The sequence below is a fragment of the Amycolatopsis melonis genome (genome assembly GCF_040064235.1).
GTDB lineage: Bacteria > Actinomycetota > Actinomycetes > Mycobacteriales > Pseudonocardiaceae > Amycolatopsis > Amycolatopsis melonis.
The window spans coordinates 227,000-246,202 of sequence record NZ_JBDZYD010000013.1; the positions used below are offsets into that span (position 1 = coordinate 227,000).

Sequence of the window (19,203 nt, forward strand, 5' to 3'; positions counted from 1 at the left end):
GAGGTCGCCCGGAGGGCCTACCCTAGACAGGAAACAGGCGGGCCTTTCCCCAGAGGGCCCCGGGTCAGTCGGGAGGCCGAGGGGATGGACCCCCGCGATCGGGCGGACGCCCTGCTCGCACGAGCCCAGGCGCGCGGCGCCTTCGTTGTGACACCCGACCGGGCAACGTCACCGATGGACTCGTCGAACACCCAGCAGATCCCCCGCGCGCAGATCGAGGGGCTCGACCGCAGCCAGGACCCCGACACGACGACGCAGCTGCCGGCGTCGCTGATCGAGGAGAACGACCACCCGCTGGCGGGCTCGGCCCCGACCCGGCGGCTGGAGGTCCAGGGCGACCGCCGTCCGCAGCAGACGACACCGCTGAGCGCGCCGACGCCGACGACACCGCTGCCGTCGCCGCAGGTGACCGCGCCGCTGTCCCGGCGGCCCCAGGCCGAGCCGATCACCAGCCCGCTGAAGGAGCCCGATCCGGAGGACACCGGCCTGGTGCCGACGGTGACGCAGAACAACGGCAAGTCCGACCTTTCGCGCCGGCTCGACGGGATCTAGCGGGTTTCCAGCTTCAGCCGCAGGGCGAGGCCGAGCTTCGTGGCGGCCAGCACCGGCTTCCAGAGCAGCCCCCGGTGCCGGTCGGCGAGGTAGCGGTAGGCGCTGTCGTGGTGGGCTTTGAGCATCTTCTTCGACGCCTGCGACGTCGAGTGCCCGCCGAGGTGCATGACGCCTGCCGAAGGCACGTAGACGTTCAGCCAGCCGGCCTTGCCGAGCCGGTCGCCGAGGTCGACGTCCTCGAAGTACATGAAGTACCGCGAGTCGAAGCCGCCGACGGAGTCGAAGGCCTCCCGCCGCAGCAGCAGGCACGAGCCGGACAGCCACTCGGCCACGCGTTCGACGGGCTTGCCGGTTTCCTGGCGGTACTGCCGCGTCCACGGGTTGCCGGGCCAGACCTTGCCGAAGAGGGCGTGCCCGATCCCGCGGCCGAAGGAGGGCAGCAGCCGCGCGGAGGGGTAGACGGAGCCGTCGAGTTCGTGGATGAGCGGCCCGAAGGCCCCACCCCGCGGCCACCGCTTGGCGGCTTCGAGCAGCGCGTCGAGCGAGCCGGGCTCCCATTCGAGGTCGGGGTTGGCGATGACGATCCAGCCGCAGGAGTCGTCGAGCTCGGCGACACCGCGGTTGCACCCGGTCCCGTAACCGACGTTCTCCCCGATGCTGAGCAGGTGAACGTTCGCGCGCTTCGCGGCCTTCTCGGGCGCGCCGTCGGTGGAGACGGTGTCCGCGACAACCACCCGGACATCCCGGTCGGTGGCCTTCTCGAGGGTGTCGAGAAAGCGTTCGAGGGTGTCGCCGGAGAAGTAGGTCACGGTCACGACGCCGAGTTCGTCGCCATAACGGGAGTGCTCAGTCACCCGGCCATTGTCCACTCGTCACCCAGCGCAACCCCGCCACCCCGCTACCCGTATCCAGCCGGACGGCCCGCGACATCACCGTAGGTATACACCCGGCTGCGGAGTGCATGATCGATCGCGTCATGATGATGCGATGACGGTGCACGCCTTCGTCGACGAGTCAGCACGCGCCGGCACCTACCTGCTGTGCGCGACGATCGTGGAACCGGCGCAGCTGACCCCGACGCGGCGCACCTTGCTGTCGTTTCTGCTCCGCGGCGCCCGGGAACTGCACTTCAAGAAGGAGAAGGAACCCCGCCGCCGGATGCTCATCGACCGGATGGCCGCGCTGCCGGTCAGATCGCGGCTCTACCTCGGCTCGTGCTCACCCAAAACCGAAGAATCCGCCCGCCAGCGCTGTCTCGCCCTGCTCACCGAGGATCTCCTCGCCCTGCAGGCCCACCGGCTGGTGCTCGACACCCGTGACCACCGCGACAGCCACGATCGCCAGACCCTGCAGCGTGCGCTGGGCGTCCGCCCGTCGAAGACCGAACTGATCTACGAGCACGTCGACTCCACGGCAGAGCCACTCCTGTGGGTGTCCGACGCGGTGGCCTGGTGCTTCGGAGCCGGTGGCGACTGGAGACGCCGGGCAAGTCCGCTGGTGGCAGCACGGATCGAGGCCTAGAACAGCGAAAAGCCCGTGAGACGACCGTCCGGACGCGTCACGGGCTTTCATACTCGGCCCCACGGGGGCCTCGCACGTTCAGTCTACCACCGCAGATCACAATCGATCACGGTCAGCGGGTGCGGAGGTGGCGGGACCAGGCCTTGGCGTAGGCCTCCCGGTGCCGTTCCGCGGTCGTCGCCCAGGAAAACTCCTTCGCGCGCTGCTGCGCCGCCGTGGCCAGCTCTGCTCGCCGGACCGGGTCCGCCAGGAGTTCCGAGATCGCCGCCGCCACGTCTCCCGCGCCCACTCCGCAGTACGCCACCGCGTCGCCGCCCACCTCCGGGAGGGACAGCCTGCGCGTGGTCAGGACGCACGCTCCGCACGCCATCGCCTCCAGGACCGGGAGGCCGAACCCCTCGCCCAGCGACGGGTACGCCACCAGCTCGGACCCGCCGAGGAAGCCCGCCAGCGTCCCGAACGGCAGGTAGCCCGCCCGGATGACGCGCAGGCGGTGCGGGACCGCGTCCAGTGCGCGTTCCACCTGCGTGTCCCAGCCCGGCTGGCCGGCCAGGACCAGCGCCGGTGCGTCACGACGGCCGGCGACCGCGCGCGCGAAACCCCTGATCAGGGCCGGTACGTTCTTCCGCGGCTCCAGCGCCCCCAGGAACGCCACGTACGGCGTCCGCCCGAGGCCCACCGCCGCGCGCGCTGCCGCGACTTCCGACGGCGATGGCGGGTGGAAGCGGTCGGTGTCGACGCCGTGGTGAATGACTTCCACGGAAGCGTGCCGGACCAGGCCGACGCGGGACAGCTCCGAGGCCGTCGCCGCCGACGGGACCACGCACAGGGTCGCCCGCCGCAGTGCCGTGGCCGTCCACGCGCGGAAAAAACGCGCCTTCACCGACGAGTGCAGGACCGCGTCGGTGAAGAACGTCGCGTCGTGCAGGGTCACCACCGAGGCCGCCGACGTCGCCAGCGGCATCGTGTAGTGCGGCGAGTGGACGACGTCCGCGCCGAGGCGGCGGCTCAGCCGGGGCAGGGTCGCCTGTTCCCAGGTCAGGCGCGCGGTGCGGGTGGTCGTCGACGGCGACGCGGGCACGACGCGCGAGCGGGGCGCCAGCCGGTCGTAAAGCCGCAGGTCCCGTGGCTGGCAGACCACGGTGAGCCGGGCACCGTCGGCGTCGAGGGCGGCGACGAGCGAATCCACGTACCGGCCGACCCCGCCGCGGTCCGCGGGAACCGCGGTCGCGTCGATCAGCACCCGGGGATCATCGCTCACCCCTGCAGGGTACGGCGGCAACCCTCCGCGATGGTGGGGAACTGGCAAACCGGGCTAATCGTGGGCCCGCCGGTGAATCGACCAGACGGCCTCGGCGGCACGGCGCCAGGTGAACCCCCGCGCCCGCTCCCGTCCGGCCTTCACCAGCTCCGCCGCCACCGACGGCGAGCCCAGCACCTCCCGCAGCGCCGCGGCCAGCGCCGCCGCGTCGCCGCGCGGGACCACCCGGCCCGCTCCACCCGCGACCTCCGTCAACGCCGGGACGTCGGTGTGGACCACCGGGATTCCCGCCGCCATGGCCTCCAGCAGGCCCAGCCCGAAGCCCTCCGCGAGGCTCGGCACCGCCAGCACGCTCGCGTGGCGCAGCGCGGTCGCCAGCTCGGCGTCGGTCACCTTGCCCAGCATCCGCAGCCGGTCGGCCGGGAGGCCGCGCTCGGCCGCCAGCTCGGCCGGGTCGACGTCGCCCCAGCCCGGCTGCCCGGCCAGCACCAGCGCCGGGCCCTCGAGGGCCGCGACCGCGTCGATCAGCACGTCGATGCCCTTGCGTGGCTCGATCGTGCCGACCGCCAGCACGTACTGCGCCGGCAGCTCCAGGTCCGCGTCGCCGGTGGGGACCCGCACGCCGTGCGGCACCACCCGCACCGGGACGTCGACGTCGATCAGCACCGCCAGCTCGTCGGCCACCGCTCGGGTCGGCACCACCAGCCCGGACGCCCGCCGCGCCGCGCGGGCGATCATCGACCGGTGCCAGCTGACCCCGCGTGCGGTGAGCGTCTCGGGGTGGGTCCACGGCACGGTGTCGTGCACGGTCACGCTCAACGTCTTCCCGGCCGGGGCGCGCGGCGGCGCGAACGGCGTCGGCGCGTGCACCGCGTCGCCGCCCGGCCACCAGCGCAGGCCCAGCTGCCACGCGGCGACCAGCCCGCGCGGCGGGATCCGCAGCACGCGCGGGCCTTCGACGCCCTCCAGCCGGGCCGCGCGCACGTCGGCGTGCCGCGCGACGACGCTGGACACCGTCCAGCCCGGCGGCGCGGTCTTCGCGAGCGCGGGGAGCAGCTCGGCCGTGTAGCGCCCGGTGCCACCGGGCACGGGCGCGAGGAGCTGCTCGGCGAGCACGACCAGTTCGGGCACGCGGCTATTGTGCGGGACGTGACCGCGAATCCCGCCACCACGGTGGTAGTCGTGACCTGGCGGGGTGCGCCGCACGTCACGGCCTGCCTCGACGCGCTCGCCGCGCAGAGCCGTCCACATCGGACGCTCGTGGTGGACAACGCCTCCGACGACGGCACCGCCGCCCTGCTCGCGGCCCATCCTTCGCACCCGCAAGTACTTCGCCTGCCGCGCAACACCGGGTACGCGGGCGCGCTCGCCGCCGCCCTGCCCGAAGTCGGGACGCCGTTGCTCGCCTGGCTGAACGACGACGCCGAACCGGAACCGGACTGGCTGGCGACGCTGGAGGACACCCTGGACCAGGCGCCGCTGGCCGCCGCGGCGACGTCGTTGCTCGTGCGGCCCGACGGCACGACGCAGTCCGCCGGGGTGCGGCTGACCGCCGACGGCCACGGTGCCGACCTCCCCGAGCCCGCCGGAGAGGTATTCGGCTTCTGCGGCGGCGCGGCACTCCTGCGGGCCGACGCCCTGCGCGCCGTCGGCGGCGTCCCGGCCCGCTTTTTCTGTTATTACGAAGACACCGACACCGCGTGGCGGCTGCGGCTGGCCGGCTGGGACGTCGTCGCGGCGCCGGAAGCCCGTGTCGTGCACGCCCACGGCGTCAGCAGCAAGCCCGGCTCGCCGCTGTTCCACCTGTGGAACGAGCGCAACCGGCTGCTCATGCTGCTGCGCTGCGCACCCCGCGGCGTCGCGGTGACACAGCTGGTCCGGTTCGCCGCGCTGACCGCCGTGCTGCCGCTGCGCCCGGGCCGCCCGGCGGCGGCCAACTTCCGCTTCGGCCTGCGCTGCCGGGTGCTGGCCGGAGTGGCCGCGCGGCTACCTGCGACGTTGCGCGCACGCCGCCGGATCGGCCGCCGGGCCGCGCTCGGCCGAGGCGCGATCTGGGAGGCATGGGCGGGCCTTTAAGCTTGCCTTCCAACCGACGGCGAGGAGCTGGCTTTGGTGCAGGGGGATCCGCAACCGCTCGTCTCGGTGATCGTGGTGAACTACCGCGGCGCCGACGACACGATCACCTGCCTGCGCGCGCTCGCCGAGCACGACTATCCCCAGCTCGAGCTGATCTGCGTCGACAACTCGGACGACTCCGGCGAGGCCGCGCGCATCCGCGAGGCCGTCCCGGGCGCGCAGGTGATCGAGGCCGGGCGCAACAGCGGGTTCGCCGGCGGCTGCAACCTCGGCGCGAAGCACGCGAAGGGCACCGTCCTCGCGTTCCTCAACAACGACGCCCGCCCGGCGCCCGGCTGGGTCTCCGCCGCCGTCGCCGAACTGCGTGCCCAGCCCGGCGTGGCCGCGGTGGCCAGCAAGGTCCTCGACTGGGACGGCACCGGCACCGACTTCGTCGACGGCGGGCTGACCTGGTTCGGCATGGGCTACAAGCGCCACGCGGGCCTGCCGCTGGCCGACGTCCCGGCCACCGAGCACGAGGTCACCAAGGACGTCCTGTTCGGCACCGGCTCGGCCCTGTTCGTCCGCGCTTCGGTGTTCGCCGAGCTGGGCGGGTTCGACGAGCGCTTCTTCATGTTCTACGAGGACGTCGACCTCGGCTGGCGGCTCAACCTGCGCGGCTGGCGCGTCCGGTACGTGCCGGAGTCGGTCGCCTACCACCGCCACCACGGCACGATGGCGGCGGTCGACGCGCCGGAGACCGGCCGCGAGACGTTCCTCCTGGAACGCAACGCCCTCGCCGCGCTCTACAAGAACCTCTCCGACGAGACGCTGGCCCGCGCGCTGCCCGCCGCGCTCGCCCTGGCCGTCCGGCGGGCCACCGCCCGCGGCGAGCTGGACGCGACCCAGCTCGACCTGGAACAGGGTGTCGGCCCGGTCGAGTCCGGCGACGTCGCGGTCCCGCGGACCACGCTGGCCGGGCTGCTGGCCATCGACCAGTTCGTCGAGCAGCTGCCGTCGCTGGCGGAGTCCCGCGCGGCCGAGCAGGCCGCCCGCGTCCGCACCGACGCCGACCTGCTTCCCTTGCTGCGCAAGGCCTTGGAGCCCGCCTACCCGCTGCCGCGCTACCTCGCCGCGCACGACATCCTCGTCGAGGCGTTCGGCATCGAAAAGGCGTTCGGGCAGCGGCGGAAGATCCTCGTCATCACCGGCGACGCGCTCACCGAGCGGATGGCGGGCCCGGCGATCCGCGCCTGGAACATCGCGCTCGCGCTCGCCGCCGAGCACGACGTCCACCTGATCACGACCAACCCGCTGGCCACGCCGCCGCCCGCGCCGTTCCGCGTCAGCGCGGGCAAGCACCGCGAGCTGGACGCGCCGATCGCCTGGGCCGACATCGTCGTCCTGCAGGGGCACGTGCTGGAACTGGCGCCGTCGCTGAAGAAGGAGCACGCGGGCAAGATCGTCGTCGCCGACCTGTACGACCCGATGCACCTGGAACTGCTGGAGCAGGGCAAGGGTGTCGCGGACGACCAGCGCGCGGCCGACCTCGCGGGCGTCACGCGCGTCCTGGACGCCCAGCTCGAACGCGGTGACTTCTTCCTCTGCGCGTCCGAACGGCAGCGGCACCTCTGGCTGGGGCACCTGGCCGCGCTGGGCCGCCTGTCGCCGCGCCTCTACGACGCCGACCCGACCACGCAGTCGCTGCTCGCGGTCGTCCCGTTCGGGCTGCCGCCGGAGCCGCCGGTGCGCACCGGGCCAGGCCTGCGCTCGTCGCTCGGCATCGGCGACACGGACCACGTCGTGCTCTGGGCGGGCGGGGTGTACAGCTGGTTCGACCCGCTGACGCTGGTCCGCGCGATCGATCGGCTGCGCCGCCGCCGCGGCGACGTCCGGCTGGTGTTCCTCGGCATGAAGCACCCGAACCCCGAGGTCGCCGAGATGGACATCGGCGCGCGGACGATCCGGCTGGCGGATTCGCTGGGGCTGACCGGCAAGCACGTCTACTTCAACGAGCAGTGGGTGCCCTACCACGAGCGGCAGAACTGGCTGCTGGACGCGAACTGCGGCGTCACGACGCACTTCGAGCACGTCGAGACGACGTTCGCGTTCCGCACCCGTGTCCTGGACTACCTGTGGGCGGGGCTGCCGATCGTCACCACCGACGGCGACGCGTTCGCCGACCTGGTGCGGGCCGAGCGGCTGGGCGTGGTCGTCCCGGCCGAGGACTCCGCCGCGCTGGCCGACGCGCTCGAAAAAGCGTTGTACGACGAGGAGTTCGCGGCAGGCTGCGTCGAGCGCATCGCCGTCGTCGCGCAGCGGTACGCGTGGCCGGAGGCGCTGAAGCCGCTGGTCGAGTTCTGCCGCGACCCGCGGCCGGCGGCCGACCGGCTGCCGGGGTCGGCGGACCTGGTGACGACCCCGCCGGTCCGCGGCCGGGCGATGCTGCGCCGGGACATCGGCCTGGTCCGCGAGTACCTCGCCGCGGGCGGGACGGCCGAGCTGGTGCGGCGCGCGGGCGGGCGCGTGGTGAAGGTCGCGAAGCAGCGGTTGCGCCGTGGCTAGGTCTCTCAGCGTCCTCCTCGACGGCACTCCCCTGCTCGGCGCGCGCACCGGGATCGGCCGGTACACGGCCGCGCTGAGCGAAGAACTGGTGTCCATCCCGGAGGTGGACACGCGCGCGGTGGCGTTCACGCTGCGCGGCTGGCGGCGGCTGCGGCACGTCCTGCCCTATGGCGCGCGGGCCCGCGGGATGCCGGTGGCGGCGCGGCTGCTGCGGATGGCGTGGCTGCGTTCGGACTTCCCGCCGGTGGAGCTGTTCGCCGGCCCGACCGACGTCGTGCACGGCACGAACTTCGTGCTGCCGGGCCGGTTCCGCGCGGCGGGCGTGGTGACGATCCACGATCTGGCCTTTTTGGACAATCCGGCGGAGCTGGCCCCGAGCGACCGCGACCTGCCCCTGCTGGTCCGCCGCGGCGCGCGCCGCGCGAACGTGATCTGCACGCCGACGGCGGCGGTGGCGGACGCGGTGGCCGAGCGCCTCGACGTCTCCCGCGACAAGATCGTGGTGACCCCGCTGGGCGTCAACCCGGCGTGGTTCACCGCCCGGCCCCCGGACGACGAGCGCCGCGCGCGGCTGGGCCTGCCGTCCCGCTACCTGCTGTTCGCGGGCGCGGCGGGCCCGCGCAAGGGCCTGGACTGGCTGACCCGCGCCCACGACACGGCCCCGGACCTGCCGGACCTGGTGTTCGCGGGCCCCGGCCCGTTCCCGCGCGGCCCGCGGATGCGCCAGACGGGTTATCTGTCCGATGTGGACCTCCGCACGGTGGTGGCGGGCGCGTCGGCGCTGGTGCTGCCCTCCCGCGACGAGGGCTTCGGGCTGCCGGTGCTGGAGGCGATGGCCTCGGACGTCCCGGTGGTGTGCACGGACATCCCGGCCCTGCGCGAGGTGGCGGGCGACTGCGCCAGCCTGGTCCCGTACGGCGACGTGGACGGCCTGGCGGAGGCCCTGCGCACGGCGGTGACGGACCCGCACGCGGTCTCGACGTCGGCGACCCGCCGCGCCCACGCGGCCAACTTCACGTGGCGGACGTGCGCGGAACTGACGGTGGGCGCCTACCGCCTCGCCTCCGGCCGCCACTGACCCCCGGCTCCCCCGCCCCCAAGCGGGTCCTGGGCTACCCGGCCGCGAAGTAGGCGTCCAAAGCCTCTTCCCACCGGCGCAGAGGCGTCAGCCCGGCGTCGATCCACGCCGCCGGGGACAGGACCGAGTACGCCGGACGCCTTGCCGGACGCGGAAACTCCTCAGTCGTGCAGGGGCGGACGCGGGCCGGGTCCGCGCCGAGGTGCGTGAAGATCGCGCGCGCGAAGCCGCACCAGCTCGTCTCGCCCGCGTTGGTGCAGTGCAGGATCCGCTGCGCCGGGCCATTCCCGGACGCCGCGCGGGAAGCCAGCTCCAGGAGTCCCGGGGCCAGGTCGGCCGTCCACGTGGGACCACCGACCTGATCGTCCACAACGGACAGTGTGTCCCGGGACGCCTCCAGGGCAGTCATCGTCTTGACGAAGTTCGCCCCGGACCGCCCGTACAGCCAGCCGGTCCGGACCACCCACGACGACGCACCGGAGCCGAGAACCGCGTCCTCGCCCGCCGCCTTCGTGCGGCCGTACGCCGAACGCGGGCCCAGCTGGTCGGACGGCTCGTACGGCCGGGAAGCGTCGCCGGAGAACACGTAGTCCGTCGACACGTGGATCAGCGGCACCCGCCGCGACGCGCAGGCCGCGGCCAGCACCCGGGGGCCGTCGGCGTTGATCGCGAACGCGCGTTCCTCGTCCGTCTCCGCCGCGTCGACCGCCGTGTACGCCGCCGCGTTGATCACCACCGGCGACGATCCCGTCTCGCGGGCCCGCTCGGCCAGTGCGCCGACCGACGCCAGCACCTGGCCCGTCGCAGTGACGTCCAGCTCGGCCGATCCCGGGGCCACCACGTCCACCGAAGGCGAGGCCAGCGCGGCCAGGTCCCGGCCGAGCTGCCCGGAACCCCCGGGCACGAGCACCGTCAGCCGCACAGGCACATCCTCACTTGTTCAGCGCGGCCCGCTCCGCCAGCGGCTCCCACCACGCGCGATTTTCCGTGTACCAGGCCACTGTCGCGGCCAGACCGTCCTCGAAGGACACGCGCGGAGCGTACCCCAGCTCCTCGGTGATCTTCGTGATGTCCACCGAGTACCGGCGGTCGTGGCCCTTGCGGTCCTCGACCGGTTCGACGCGGTCCCAGCCCGCCCCCACCGCGGCGAGCAGCTTTTCGGTCAGCTCGCGGTTGGTCAGCTCGGTGCCGCCGCCGATGTTGTAGATCTCGCCCGGCCTGCCGCGGTCGGCGACCAGCTGGATGCCGTGGCAGTGGTCGTCCACGTGCAGCCAGTCACGGACGTTGAGCCCGTCGCCGTAGAGCGGCACCTTCCGCCCGTCGAGGAGGTTGGTGACGAACAGCGGGATGACCTTCTCCGGGAACTGGTACGGACCGTAGTTGTTGGAGCACCGCGTGATGCACACCGGCAGCCCGTGGGTGCGGAAGAACGACCGCGCCACCAGATCCGACGACGCCTTCGACGCCGAATACGGCGAGTTCGGCTCCAGCACGTGGTCTTCGGTCCACGAACCGTGCTCGATCGAGCCGTAGACCTCGTCGGTGGACACGTGCACGAACTTGCCGACCCCGGCCTCCAGCGCCGCCTGCAGCAGGTTCTGCGTGCCGAGCACGTTGGTCAGCACGAAGTCGGCGGCGCCGAGGATCGAGCGGTCCACATGCGACTCGGCGGCGAAGTGCACGACCAGGTCCACGCCCCGCATGACGTCGGCGACGAGCGCGGTGTCGCAGATGTCGCCGCGGACGAACCGCAGCCGCGGGTCCGCCGCGACGGGCGCCAGGTTGGCCTCGTTGCCGGCGTAGGTGAGCTTGTCGAGCACGACGACCTCGGCGTCACGCAGCGCCGGGTAGGCGCCGGTCAGCACCTGCCGGACGTAGTGCGACCCGATGAAGCCCGCACCACCGGTGACCAGGACTCGCATTCTCCCGCCTTTCCTCCCGCCCCGGACGGGGCAATCCGCCCCCAGCCTACGGAGTCCCCACAACACCCTCAGTAGAGTCTGCGTGGAGACACACAGGTGTCCTGGGGGAAGCACGGGGTTCACAGGGGAGGAAGCGCGTGACCGAGCAGGCTGCGCCGACCATCCCGGCGCGTCGCGGGCAACGCACCAGCCACGGCGCCGCGGTCTTCGCCCGCCGCGGCGGCAAGGTGGTCGTGTCGCTGCTGTCCGTGGCCATCCTCGCCCTGACCTGGTACGGCTGGCACTACATCGGCGACCCGAACACCGGGCTGACCACCACGAACGTCTTCGCCGACACCGAGGCGCACGCGAAGCCGCTCGACGGCGCCATCGACATCCTGCTGGTCGGGCAGGACAGCCGCACCGACGCGCAGGGCAACCCGCTGCCGCGCGAGGTGCTGGACATGCTGCACGCCGGTGTCTCCGACGGCGAGCTGAACACCGACACGATGATCCTCGTGCACATTCCCCAGAACGGGAAGCAGGCGATCGCGGTCTCGTTCCCGCGCGACTCGTGGGTGGAGCTGAGCGGCGGCTTCGGCAAGCACAAGCTCAACAGCGCCTTCGTCTATGCGTACACGGACACTTACCGGACGTTGCAGCGTCAGGGCATGACCGACCTCAAGCAGGCCGACGCGCAGGCGAAGGTCGCGGGCCGGAAGAACCTCATCGCCACGATCGAGAAGTTCATCGGCAAGCCGGGCATGATCGACCGCTACGCCGAGGTCAACCTGGCGAGCTTCTACGAGATCACGAAGTCGATCGGCGGCGTCGAGGTCTGCCTCAAGGGGCCGGTCAAGGAAGTGAAGTCCGGCGTGGACCTGCCGGGCGGGCGCCAGACGATCGAGGGCGTGCAGGCGCTCGCGTTCGTCCGCCAGCGCTACGGACTGCCGAACTACGACCTCGACCGGATCGCGCGCCAGCAGGCGTTCCTGTCCGGGCTGGCCCGCAAGGTGCTGTCGTCGGACGTGCTGACCAGCCCGGCGAAGATCGCCGACCTGGTGGCCGCGGTGAAGAAGTCCGTCGTCGTGTCGCAGGGCTGGGACCTGATGGAGTTCGCCGAGCAGATGCGCGGCCTGAGCGGCGGCAACATCGAGTTCCACACCATTCCCACGCTCGGCAACGCGGTGATCGGCGGCGCCGACGTGCTGCGTGTCGACCCGGCACAGGTGGCGGCCGAGGTCGGCAGGCTGACTTCGGACGGCGACACCCCGGCGACGACGGCACCGGCGCAGCTGCCCGGCGCGAACGCCGTCACGGTCGAGCTGTTCGACGGCTCGGGCTCGCCGGCGCTGGCCGGCCAGACGCGCGCGATGCTGCAGGGCAAGGGCTTCACACTGGCCGCCGACCAGAAGCTGAGCACGCGCAACACCACCGTGCTGCGCTACAACCCGGCCGACGAGACGGCGCTGGCGCTGGTCAAGCAGGCACTGGGCACCGCGGTGCAGGCGGAGCCCGACCGGAGCGTGACCGCCGGGCACGTCCGCGTGCTGCTGGGCAAGGACCTCCGCAACTCGGCGGCCGGAGCGGGCGGCGCGCCGACGTCGACGGCCGCGAAGCCGCCGGCGTCCCCGAGCGTGCCGTCCACCCCCGCCGCGCCGCCGATCACGGCGGGCGACGTCCCCTGCGTCAACTAGACTCGGGTACGCAGGGTGGTCGGGGGAGGTAAGCCAGGGTGGAAGACCAGCAGGAAGAGCCGGACGCCGTCGCCGAGACGGTGACGGAGAGCAACGAGTGGAAGCCATCGCCGTTTCCGCGGCGGCCACCGGCACCGTCGCGGGCGCGGCGGGCCGGGCGGGTGACCCGCCGGGTCGCGGCCGGGCTGGTGTCGCTGCTCGCGCTCGGCGCCAGCGGCTACGCGTACGTCACCAAGGACCAGCTGCAGAGCACGGTCCCGACGACGGACGCGCTCACCCCGCGGGCCGGCGAGCCGGCACCGCCACCGGCGGACGACGGCGCGGAGGACATCCTGCTGGTCGGCAGCGACGCGCGGACGGACGCGCAGGGCAACGCGCTCCCGCCGCGGATGCTGCGGCAGCTGCGCACGGAAGCCAACAACGGCGCGGTGAACACCGACACGGTGATCCTGCTGCGGCTGCCGAAGAACGGCGGCAAGGCGTCGGCGGTGTCGATCCCGCGCGACACGTGGACGGCGATCCCGGGCCGCGGCCCGGCGAAGATCAATTCGGCGTACGGCATCGCGAAGGCGCACTTCGCGCAGCAGCTGCGCGGGCAGGGCGAGCGCGACCAGGCGAAGATCGAGCGTGATTCCGACAGCGAGGGCCGCCGGGTCCTGGTGCAGGCGGTGCAGGACCTGACACAGGTGCGCATCGACCACTACGCGGAGATCAACCTGCTGGGCTTCTACCTGCTGACCGAGGCACTCGGCGGCGTCAAGGTGTGCCTCAACCACGCAACCGAGGACAAGGACTCGGGCGCGAACTTCCGCCGAGGCGAGCAGACGGTATCGGGCGGCGAGGCACTGTCGTTCGTCCGCCAGCGCAAGAACCTCCCCCGCGGCGACCTCGACCGCATCGTGCGACAGCAGGCGTTCCTGTCGTCGGCGTTGCACCAGGTGCTGTCGGCGGGCACGCTGACCAGCCCGGGCACGCTGAACGGGCTGATGGACGCGGTCCACCGGTCGCTGACCCTGGACCCGGGACTGGACCTGCTGCAGTTCGCCCAGCAGGCCAAGGGAATCGCCTCGGGCGACCTGACGTTCGCGACAATCCCGGTGATCACGGCGAACGGCCGCAGCGAGGACGGCCAGAGCATCGTGCAGATCGACGTGCAGGCGGTGCGGCAGTTCGTGGCGGGTTTGGCGGGCCGGGCGGCACCGGGCGGTTCGACGACGGGCGGCGGCTCGACGGGCGGCGGCTCGACGGGCGGCGGCTCGACGGGCGGCGGCCTGGCGGGCCCGATCGCGGCGAACGGCGGCTCGGGCAGCGGCGCCGCCCCCGCCGCGGCGCCGCTGCTCCAAGCCTCCCCCGGGGTCCCCTGCGTCAACTGACCCTGGGCGGTCAGGCGAAGTCCGCGCGGTGGTCCTCCGCCCACTGCCGGAACGTCCTCGGCGCCGCGCCGGTCACCTCGCGGACCACGTCCGTCACCGGCGACGGCTCACTCACCGTCCGCTTCCACGCGTCGAGGACCGACTGCGGCACCTCCGGCGGCCAGCCCAGCGCCAGCATCCGCTCGATCGCCTGCTCGGCCGTCAGCTCTTCGAGCCGCAGCGGCCTGCCGAGGACGTCCGCCAGCACCTCCGCCTGCTCGCGGAACGAGATCGGCTCCGGGCCGGTCAGCGGGAGCGATTCGCCGTCGTGCGAGCCGTCGATCAGGATGCGGGCCGCGACGTCGGCGATGTCGCGCTCGTGGATCGCGCCGATCCGGGCGTCCGGGTACGCCGTGCGGACCACGCCCTCCGCGACGTCCGCGCGCCAGGCCAGCGTGTTCGTCGCGAACGCGCCCGGGTTCAGCACCGTCGACGCGAACGACGCCGCCGTCACCGCCTGCTCCGCCGCGTGGTGCAGCGCCGCGATCCGGCCCTGCGCCGCTTCCGGTTCGAGCGTCGCCGCCGACGACAGCAGCACCACGTGCCGCACCCCGGCCGCTTCGGCCGCCTTCACGACGCCGTCGACACCCTGCGGCCGCGTGTACAGGAACACCCCGGACACTCCCTCCAGGGCGGCGTCCAGCGTCGAGGCGTCCTCCAGGTCCGCGCTCACCTTCGCGACGCCGTCCGGGACGTCGAGCGTCGTCGCGTCGCGGCTCGACGCGCGCACGTCCTGACCTGCGGCGACGAGGGCTTCGAGGACGGCGCGCCCGACGTGTCCGCGGGCGCCGGTGACAAGGATGGTCATAGGTGATCCCCCAGCTTCGACTAATAGCTTTGCTTACAAAACAAAGCTAACCGGGAGCCTGATCGGGTGTCAACCGGCGAAGCGTCTTAGCCTTGTCGGCATGAGCCTGACCGACGAGCTGCTGCGCCCGCTGCCGGCCGCCCAACCGTTGATCACCCACTACGACGACCAGCTCGGCAGCCGCGTCGAGCTGTCCGTCGCGACGACCGCCAACTGGGCGGCGAAGACGGCCAACTGGCTGACCGAGGAGTTCGACGTCGAACCGGGCGACGCCGTGGCGGTGCAGCTCCCGGCGCACTGGCAGACCGTCGGCGTGCTGCTCGGGGCGTGGTGGTGCGGGGCGCGCGTGGTGCACGACGGCACCGGCGCGCGGGTGGCGTTCGTCGGGCCGGACGACCCCGAGCCGACCGGCGCGGCCGCGACCGCCGTCGTGACGCTCGACCCGATGGGCCGCGGCCTCGCCGAACCGCCGGGCGGCGGCGCGTTCGACTACCTGTCCGAGGCCCGGCTGGCAGGCGACCGGTTCAGCCCGCTCTTCCCGGTCCCCGGGAACACCGCTGCCCTGTTCGACTCCACTGTGGACGAAGTGCTGGCGGAAGCCCGTGCCCGCGCGGCGAAACTCGGCCTCACCGCAGGCGACCGCGTACTGTCCACCCGGGACTGGAGCGGGCCGGAGGGCATCCTCGACGGCCTGCTCGTCCCCTTGGTGGCGGGCACCCACCTGGTCCACGTGAGCAACGCGGACCCGGCGAAACTGGCCTCACGCCGCGACGCCGAACGCACCACGGCGGACCTCCCGGCGTAAAACCGCGGTCGTGAGTGAGAAACAGGGTTAGAACACTGTTTCTCACTCACGACAAGCCGCGGCAGACCTCCCGGCGTGAGCGTCAGGCGTTCTGGAGTTCGCCGGCCGGGGACTCGCGGCGGGCGCGCTTGCGGCCCCACAACAGGTGGTCCAGCGAGAGGCGCCCGCCGTTGAAGCCGAGCGCGAGCCCGGCGAGTGCCAGCACCAGGACCAGCTCGTAGCCACCCTGGCCGGTCAGGCCGTTGTCGATGTGCACCGAGAGCAGCGCGCCGACCGAGATCACGACGTAGCCGATGCCGACCAGCGGCAGCAGGAACCCGATGATGAACGCGACCGAGCCGAGGATTTCGACGGTCATCGCGAAGACCGCGGCCGCCGTGGGCAGCGGGATGCCCGCCATCTCGAAGAACTTCGCCGTGCCGCCGACGCCGTTGTTCCACTTCTGGAGCCCGTGCGCGAGGAAGACGACCGCGACGCCGATCCTCCCCAGCAACAGGGCCACGTCCTTGAATCGTCCGAACATCCGGTTTCAGCTCCCCGGTAGGTGAAATTTCAACTGACCCGACCCAAAGTAGGGCACCGGGCGCCCCGCCCCGAAGCTCCGGAGGGTGATCGACAGGGAACCGACAGGGAGAAAATCGGTTCCCCCAGAACCCGCGGCAGCGCTATCTTCGCCCTGACCTGCGTCCCCGACCGTGAGGAGGCCCCGATGCGCCGACAGACCGTCCGACCCGGCCTGTCACCCGCATCACAAAGGATCTCCCACGACCGTGAAAACCCTGAACATCGGCATTCTCGCGCACGTCGACGCCGGTAAGACCAGCCTGACCGAGCGCCTGCTCTTCGAAGCGGGCGTCATCGACCGCCTCGGCAGCGTCGACCGCGGCGACACCCAGACCGACTCCCTCGAGCTCGAACGCCGTCGCGGCATCACCATCCGCTCCGCGGTGGTGTCGTTCGTGACCGGCGGCACCCGGATCACGCTGATCGACACCCCGGGCCACTCGGACTTCGTCGCCGAGGTCGAGCGCGCCCTGCGCATGCTCGACGGCGCGGTGCTGGTGGTGTCGGCCGTCGAAGGCGTCCAGGCCCAGACCCGGGTCCTGATGCGCACGCTGCGCCGGCTCGGCATCCCGGCGCTCGTCTTCGTGAACAAGATCGACCGGATGGGTGCCAGGGACCTGCTCGCGGACGTCCGCGCCAAGCTGGCGCCGCGCACGGTCGCGCTCAGCACGGTCACCGGCCTCGGGACCCCGGACGCGGTGAGCACGCCGTCGCTGCCCGCCGACCTGGCCGAGGTGCTCGCCGACGGCGACGACGCGTTCCTGGAGTCCTATGTGGAGGATCGCGCCGACGAAGCCGCGTGCCGCGCCGAACTGGCCCGCCAGGTCGCACACGGCGACCTGCATCCGGTGCTCTACGGCTCGGCGATCACCGGCACCGGCGTCGGCGCACTGGTCACGGCGATGACCGAGCTGCTGCCGTCCGCCGAGCGCACCGGCGCCGGGCCACTGCACGCGACGGTGTTCAAGATCGACCGCGGCCGTGCCGGGGAGAAGATCGCCTACGCCCGCCTGCACTCCGGTTCACTGGCGCCGCGGCAGCGGATTTCCTTCTACCGCGGCGAAACCGAGCTGACCGGCCGGGTGTCCGCGGTGCGCGTCGCGGGCGACGACGACGTCGCGCTCGCCGGGGACGTCGCCCAGGTGCGCGGGCTGCGGGAGGTCCGGATCGGCGACCGGCTCGGCTCCCCCGGCGCCGCGGACCGCGGGGTGTTCGCGCCGCCGAGCCTGGAGACCGTGGTGCGCCCGGTCCGGCCGGAGCAGGCCAGTGCGCTGTACGCGGCGCTGACGCGACTGTCCGAAGAGGACCCGCTGATCGCCGTGCGCCGCCACGGCCACGACGTCTCGGTGCGGCTCTACGGCGAAGTGCAGAAGGAGGTGCTGCGCTCGATGCTGGCCGAGGGTGACGGGATCGACGTCACCTTCGAGCAGACGCGCACCCTGTACGTCGAGAAGCCGGTCGGGCGCGGTGAGGCCGTCGAAGACCTCGATCCCGAGCAGCGGCTGTACTTCTTCGCGACGGTCGGGCTGCGCGTCGAGCCCGGTTCCGGGGTCACCTTCGGGCTGTCGGTCGAGCTGGGGTCGCTGCCGCTGGCGTTCCACAAGGCGATCGAGGAGGCCGTGCACGCGACGCTGGAGCAGGGCCTCTACGGCTGGGAGGTGCTCGACTGCGCCGTCACGCTGACCCACACCGCGTTCTACAGCCCGCTCAGCACCGCGGGCGACTTCCGCAAGATGACGCCGCTGGTGCTGATGACGGCCCTGCGGCAGGCCGGCACGCGGGTGCACGAGCCGGTGCACCGGTTCGAGCTGGAAGTGCCGTCGAACGCCGTGAGCGCGGTACTGCTCAAGCTCGCGGACCTGCGCGCGGTGCCCGGCGAAGCCGTCACGGGGACGACGTCGTCCACGCTGCACGGCACCATCCCGGCCGAGCACGTGCACGAGTTCGAGCAGGCCCTGCCCGCGCTCACCCAGGGCGAAGGGGTCTTCCTCAGCGAGTTCGCCGAGTACCGGCCCTACCCCGGCCCGCCGCCGGTCCGGGGTAGGGCCGGGCACAACCCGCTGAACCGCAGGGAATACCTCGCGCAGGTGGCCCGGCGCTAGCGCTTGTGCGCCCAGGCGGCGGCGAAGCAGTAGACACCGAAGGCGGCGAGCCCGAGCGCCACCACGGTCAGCAGCACGGTGCCGAAGGGCTGGGCGGCGAGCGTCTTGAGCGCCGCGTCCAGCCCGCCGGCCTTGTGCGCGTCGGCGTTGAAACCGGCGATGGCCAGCAGGACCGCCACCACGGCGAAGACGACGGCCTTGGCGAGGTACCCGGTGGTGCCCAGCCAGCCGACCCAGCGGCGCGACGGCCCGGGCAGCTCACGCGTGTCGAGGTCTTCGAGGAACTTCTGCTTGGCGCCCTTGACCGCGGCCGCGATCGCCACCCCGGCGACCCCGGCGGCGGCGAGGACGATCAGGACGGGACCCGCGGGCAGCGACAGCAGCTTGGCGGTGAACTCCTGCTGGTTCTGGCTGCTGGACTGCCCGCTGGAGGTGCCGGTGGCGAGCCGGAAGGCGGTGAAGCCCAGCACGATCACGACGACCCCGCGCGCGGCGGCGCCGATCCGCTTGCGTGTCCGCTTCCCGCCGTGGACCCACTCGTAGCCGGTGGCGGCCATCAGGAACTGCCACAGCCCGAACAGGACGAGCCCGACGGCCATGATCCAGAGCAGGACCTGCCCGAAGGCGGTCGAGCCGATCTGCTGCAGCGCACCCTTCTGGTCCGCCTGTTCACTGTCGCCGAAGGCGACCTGCAGCGCGAGGAAGGCGACGACGAGGTGCACGACCCCGTAGCACGCCATCCCGATGCGGCCGAGCAGCTGCGCGGTGTTGCTCTTCTCGCCTCTTTCGGCGGTGGCCTCTGTCCGGTTCATGCCCCGTTGAGTACCCACGCGGGACGGGGAACCGTTGGGCTGTGCGGCGCAATTCACTGTGGCGATAGGA

The 19,203-nt window shown here is 72.6% G+C and carries 17 protein-coding genes; 9 read left to right on the forward strand and 8 right to left on the reverse strand.

Annotation, left to right across the window (positions count from 1 at the left end; translation table 11 throughout):
- Positions 1 to 84: 84 nt before the first annotated feature.
- A complete protein-coding gene (locus ABJI51_RS32435) occupies positions 85 to 552 on the forward strand; it encodes a hypothetical protein (RefSeq protein ID WP_348954862.1) in 468 nt (155 codons plus the stop codon).
- Here the strand turns inward: ABJI51_RS32435 and ABJI51_RS32440 are convergent.
- Positions 549 to 1,406: a glycosyltransferase family 2 protein gene (locus ABJI51_RS32440; RefSeq protein ID WP_348954863.1), complete on the reverse strand. Its 858-nt coding sequence runs from the start codon at positions 1,404 to 1,406 to the stop codon at positions 549 to 551. The two genes, ABJI51_RS32435 and ABJI51_RS32440, sit on opposite strands and share 4 nt — an antisense overlap.
- A 133-nt stretch (positions 1,407 to 1,539) precedes the next feature.
- On the opposite strand from ABJI51_RS32440, the gene ABJI51_RS32445 reads away from it, so the two are divergent.
- Positions 1,540 to 2,073, forward strand: a complete 534-nt coding sequence (locus tag ABJI51_RS32445) for a hypothetical protein (RefSeq protein ID WP_348954864.1) — start codon at positions 1,540 to 1,542, stop codon at positions 2,071 to 2,073.
- Positions 2,074 to 2,185: 112 nt separating this feature from the next.
- Here the strand turns inward: ABJI51_RS32445 and ABJI51_RS32450 are convergent, their stop codons facing one another.
- Positions 2,186 to 3,316, reverse strand: a complete 1,131-nt coding sequence (locus tag ABJI51_RS32450) for a glycosyltransferase family 4 protein (RefSeq protein ID WP_348955014.1) — start codon at positions 3,314 to 3,316, stop codon at positions 2,186 to 2,188.
- A gap of 72 nt (positions 3,317 to 3,388) precedes the next feature.
- Positions 3,389 to 4,465 (reverse strand): glycosyltransferase family 4 protein, encoded by a 1,077-nt coding sequence (locus ABJI51_RS32455; RefSeq protein ID WP_348954865.1) that lies wholly within the window; start codon positions 4,463 to 4,465, stop codon positions 3,389 to 3,391.
- Between the two features lie 9 nt (positions 4,466 to 4,474).
- Between ABJI51_RS32455 and ABJI51_RS32460 the strand changes: the two genes are divergently transcribed.
- Genes ABJI51_RS32460 through ABJI51_RS32470 form a run of 3 tightly spaced genes read left to right on the forward strand, consistent with a single transcriptional unit; the run spans position 4,475 to position 9,032 of the window.
- Positions 4,475 to 5,410, forward strand: a complete 936-nt coding sequence (locus tag ABJI51_RS32460; RefSeq protein WP_348954866.1) for a glycosyltransferase family 2 protein — start codon at positions 4,475 to 4,477, stop codon at positions 5,408 to 5,410.
- 33 nt (positions 5,411 to 5,443) lie between these two features.
- Positions 5,444 to 7,954 carry a glycosyltransferase gene (locus ABJI51_RS32465; RefSeq protein ID WP_348954867.1) on the forward strand — a complete coding sequence of 837 codons (2,511 nt, stop codon included), beginning with the start codon at positions 5,444 to 5,446 and terminating at the stop codon, positions 7,952 to 7,954.
- On the forward strand, positions 7,947 to 9,032 hold the full coding sequence (locus tag ABJI51_RS32470) for a glycosyltransferase family 4 protein (RefSeq protein WP_348954868.1): 1,086 nt from the start codon (positions 7,947 to 7,949) through the stop codon (positions 9,030 to 9,032). The genes ABJI51_RS32465 and ABJI51_RS32470 overlap by 8 nt, the downstream gene beginning before the upstream one ends.
- Positions 9,033 to 9,066: 34 nt before the next feature.
- Here ABJI51_RS32470 and rfbD read toward each other — a convergent pair whose 3' ends face one another.
- Positions 9,067 to 9,960 carry a dTDP-4-dehydrorhamnose reductase gene (gene rfbD, locus ABJI51_RS32475; protein ID WP_431605683.1) on the reverse strand — a complete coding sequence of 298 codons (894 nt, stop codon included), beginning with the start codon at positions 9,958 to 9,960 and terminating at the stop codon, positions 9,067 to 9,069.
- A 4-nt stretch (positions 9,961 to 9,964) separates the two neighbouring features.
- The gene (gene rfbB / locus ABJI51_RS32480) at positions 9,965 to 10,954 is read right to left on the reverse strand and encodes a dTDP-glucose 4,6-dehydratase (protein WP_348954870.1); all 990 of its coding nucleotides are present in this window, start codon (positions 10,952 to 10,954) and stop codon (positions 9,965 to 9,967) included.
- 137 nt (positions 10,955 to 11,091) lie between these two features.
- Here rfbB and ABJI51_RS32485 point away from each other — a divergent pair, with 137 nt between their 5' ends.
- Complete coding sequence (locus ABJI51_RS32485) at positions 11,092 to 12,630, forward strand: LCP family protein (protein ID WP_348954871.1); 1,539 nt, start codon at positions 11,092 to 11,094, stop codon at positions 12,628 to 12,630.
- Between the two features lie 38 nt (positions 12,631 to 12,668).
- The gene (locus ABJI51_RS32490; RefSeq protein WP_348954872.1) at positions 12,669 to 14,003 is read left to right on the forward strand and encodes an LCP family protein; all 1,335 of its coding nucleotides are present in this window, start codon (positions 12,669 to 12,671) and stop codon (positions 14,001 to 14,003) included.
- Between the two features lie 10 nt (positions 14,004 to 14,013).
- Here ABJI51_RS32490 and ABJI51_RS32495 read toward each other — a convergent pair whose 3' ends face one another.
- Positions 14,014 to 14,850 (reverse strand): NAD(P)H-binding protein, encoded by an 837-nt coding sequence (locus ABJI51_RS32495; protein ID WP_348954873.1) that lies wholly within the window; start codon positions 14,848 to 14,850, stop codon positions 14,014 to 14,016.
- Positions 14,851 to 14,950: 100 nt separating this feature from the next.
- Here ABJI51_RS32495 and ABJI51_RS32500 point away from each other — a divergent pair, with 100 nt between their 5' ends.
- Positions 14,951 to 15,655 carry a TIGR03089 family protein gene (locus tag ABJI51_RS32500; protein ID WP_348954874.1) on the forward strand — a complete coding sequence of 235 codons (705 nt, stop codon included), beginning with the start codon at positions 14,951 to 14,953 and terminating at the stop codon, positions 15,653 to 15,655.
- A gap of 82 nt (positions 15,656 to 15,737) precedes the next feature.
- On the opposite strand, the gene ABJI51_RS32505 is transcribed toward ABJI51_RS32500, so the two are convergent.
- Complete coding sequence (locus ABJI51_RS32505; RefSeq protein WP_348954876.1) at positions 15,738 to 16,178, reverse strand: DoxX family protein; 441 nt, start codon at positions 16,176 to 16,178, stop codon at positions 15,738 to 15,740.
- Between the two features lie 247 nt (positions 16,179 to 16,425).
- On the opposite strand from ABJI51_RS32505, the gene ABJI51_RS32510 reads away from it, so the two are divergent.
- Positions 16,426 to 18,321: a GTP-binding protein gene (locus tag ABJI51_RS32510; protein WP_348954877.1), complete on the forward strand. Its 1,896-nt coding sequence runs from the start codon at positions 16,426 to 16,428 to the stop codon at positions 18,319 to 18,321.
- Here ABJI51_RS32510 and ABJI51_RS32515 read toward each other — a convergent pair.
- Complete coding sequence (locus tag ABJI51_RS32515) at positions 18,318 to 19,133, reverse strand: DUF1206 domain-containing protein (protein WP_348954878.1); 816 nt, start codon at positions 19,131 to 19,133, stop codon at positions 18,318 to 18,320. The genes ABJI51_RS32510 and ABJI51_RS32515 overlap by 4 nt on opposite strands.
- Positions 19,134 to 19,203: the final 70 nt, after the last annotated feature.

Bases quoted from the DNA above. Each gene is read 5' to 3' on its own strand.
- ABJI51_RS32435 (WP_348954862.1), top strand. From the start codon at position 85: ATGGACCCCCGCGATCGGGCGGACGCCCTGCTCGCACGAGCCCAGGCG.
- ABJI51_RS32445 (WP_348954864.1), top strand. From the start codon at position 1,540: ATGACGGTGCACGCCTTCGTCGACGAGTCAGCACGCGCCGGCACCTAC.
- rfbB (WP_348954870.1), bottom strand. From the start codon at position 10,954: ATGCGAGTCCTGGTCACCGGTGGTGCGGGCTTCATCGGGTCGCACTAC.
- ABJI51_RS32495 (WP_348954873.1), bottom strand. From the start codon at position 14,850: ATGACCATCCTTGTCACCGGCGCCCGCGGACACGTCGGGCGCGCCGTC.
- ABJI51_RS32500 (WP_348954874.1), top strand. From the start codon at position 14,951: ATGAGCCTGACCGACGAGCTGCTGCGCCCGCTGCCGGCCGCCCAACCG.
- ABJI51_RS32505 (WP_348954876.1), bottom strand. From the start codon at position 16,178: ATGTTCGGACGATTCAAGGACGTGGCCCTGTTGCTGGGGAGGATCGGC.
- ABJI51_RS32515 (WP_348954878.1), bottom strand. From the start codon at position 19,133: ATGAACCGGACAGAGGCCACCGCCGAAAGAGGCGAGAAGAGCAACACC.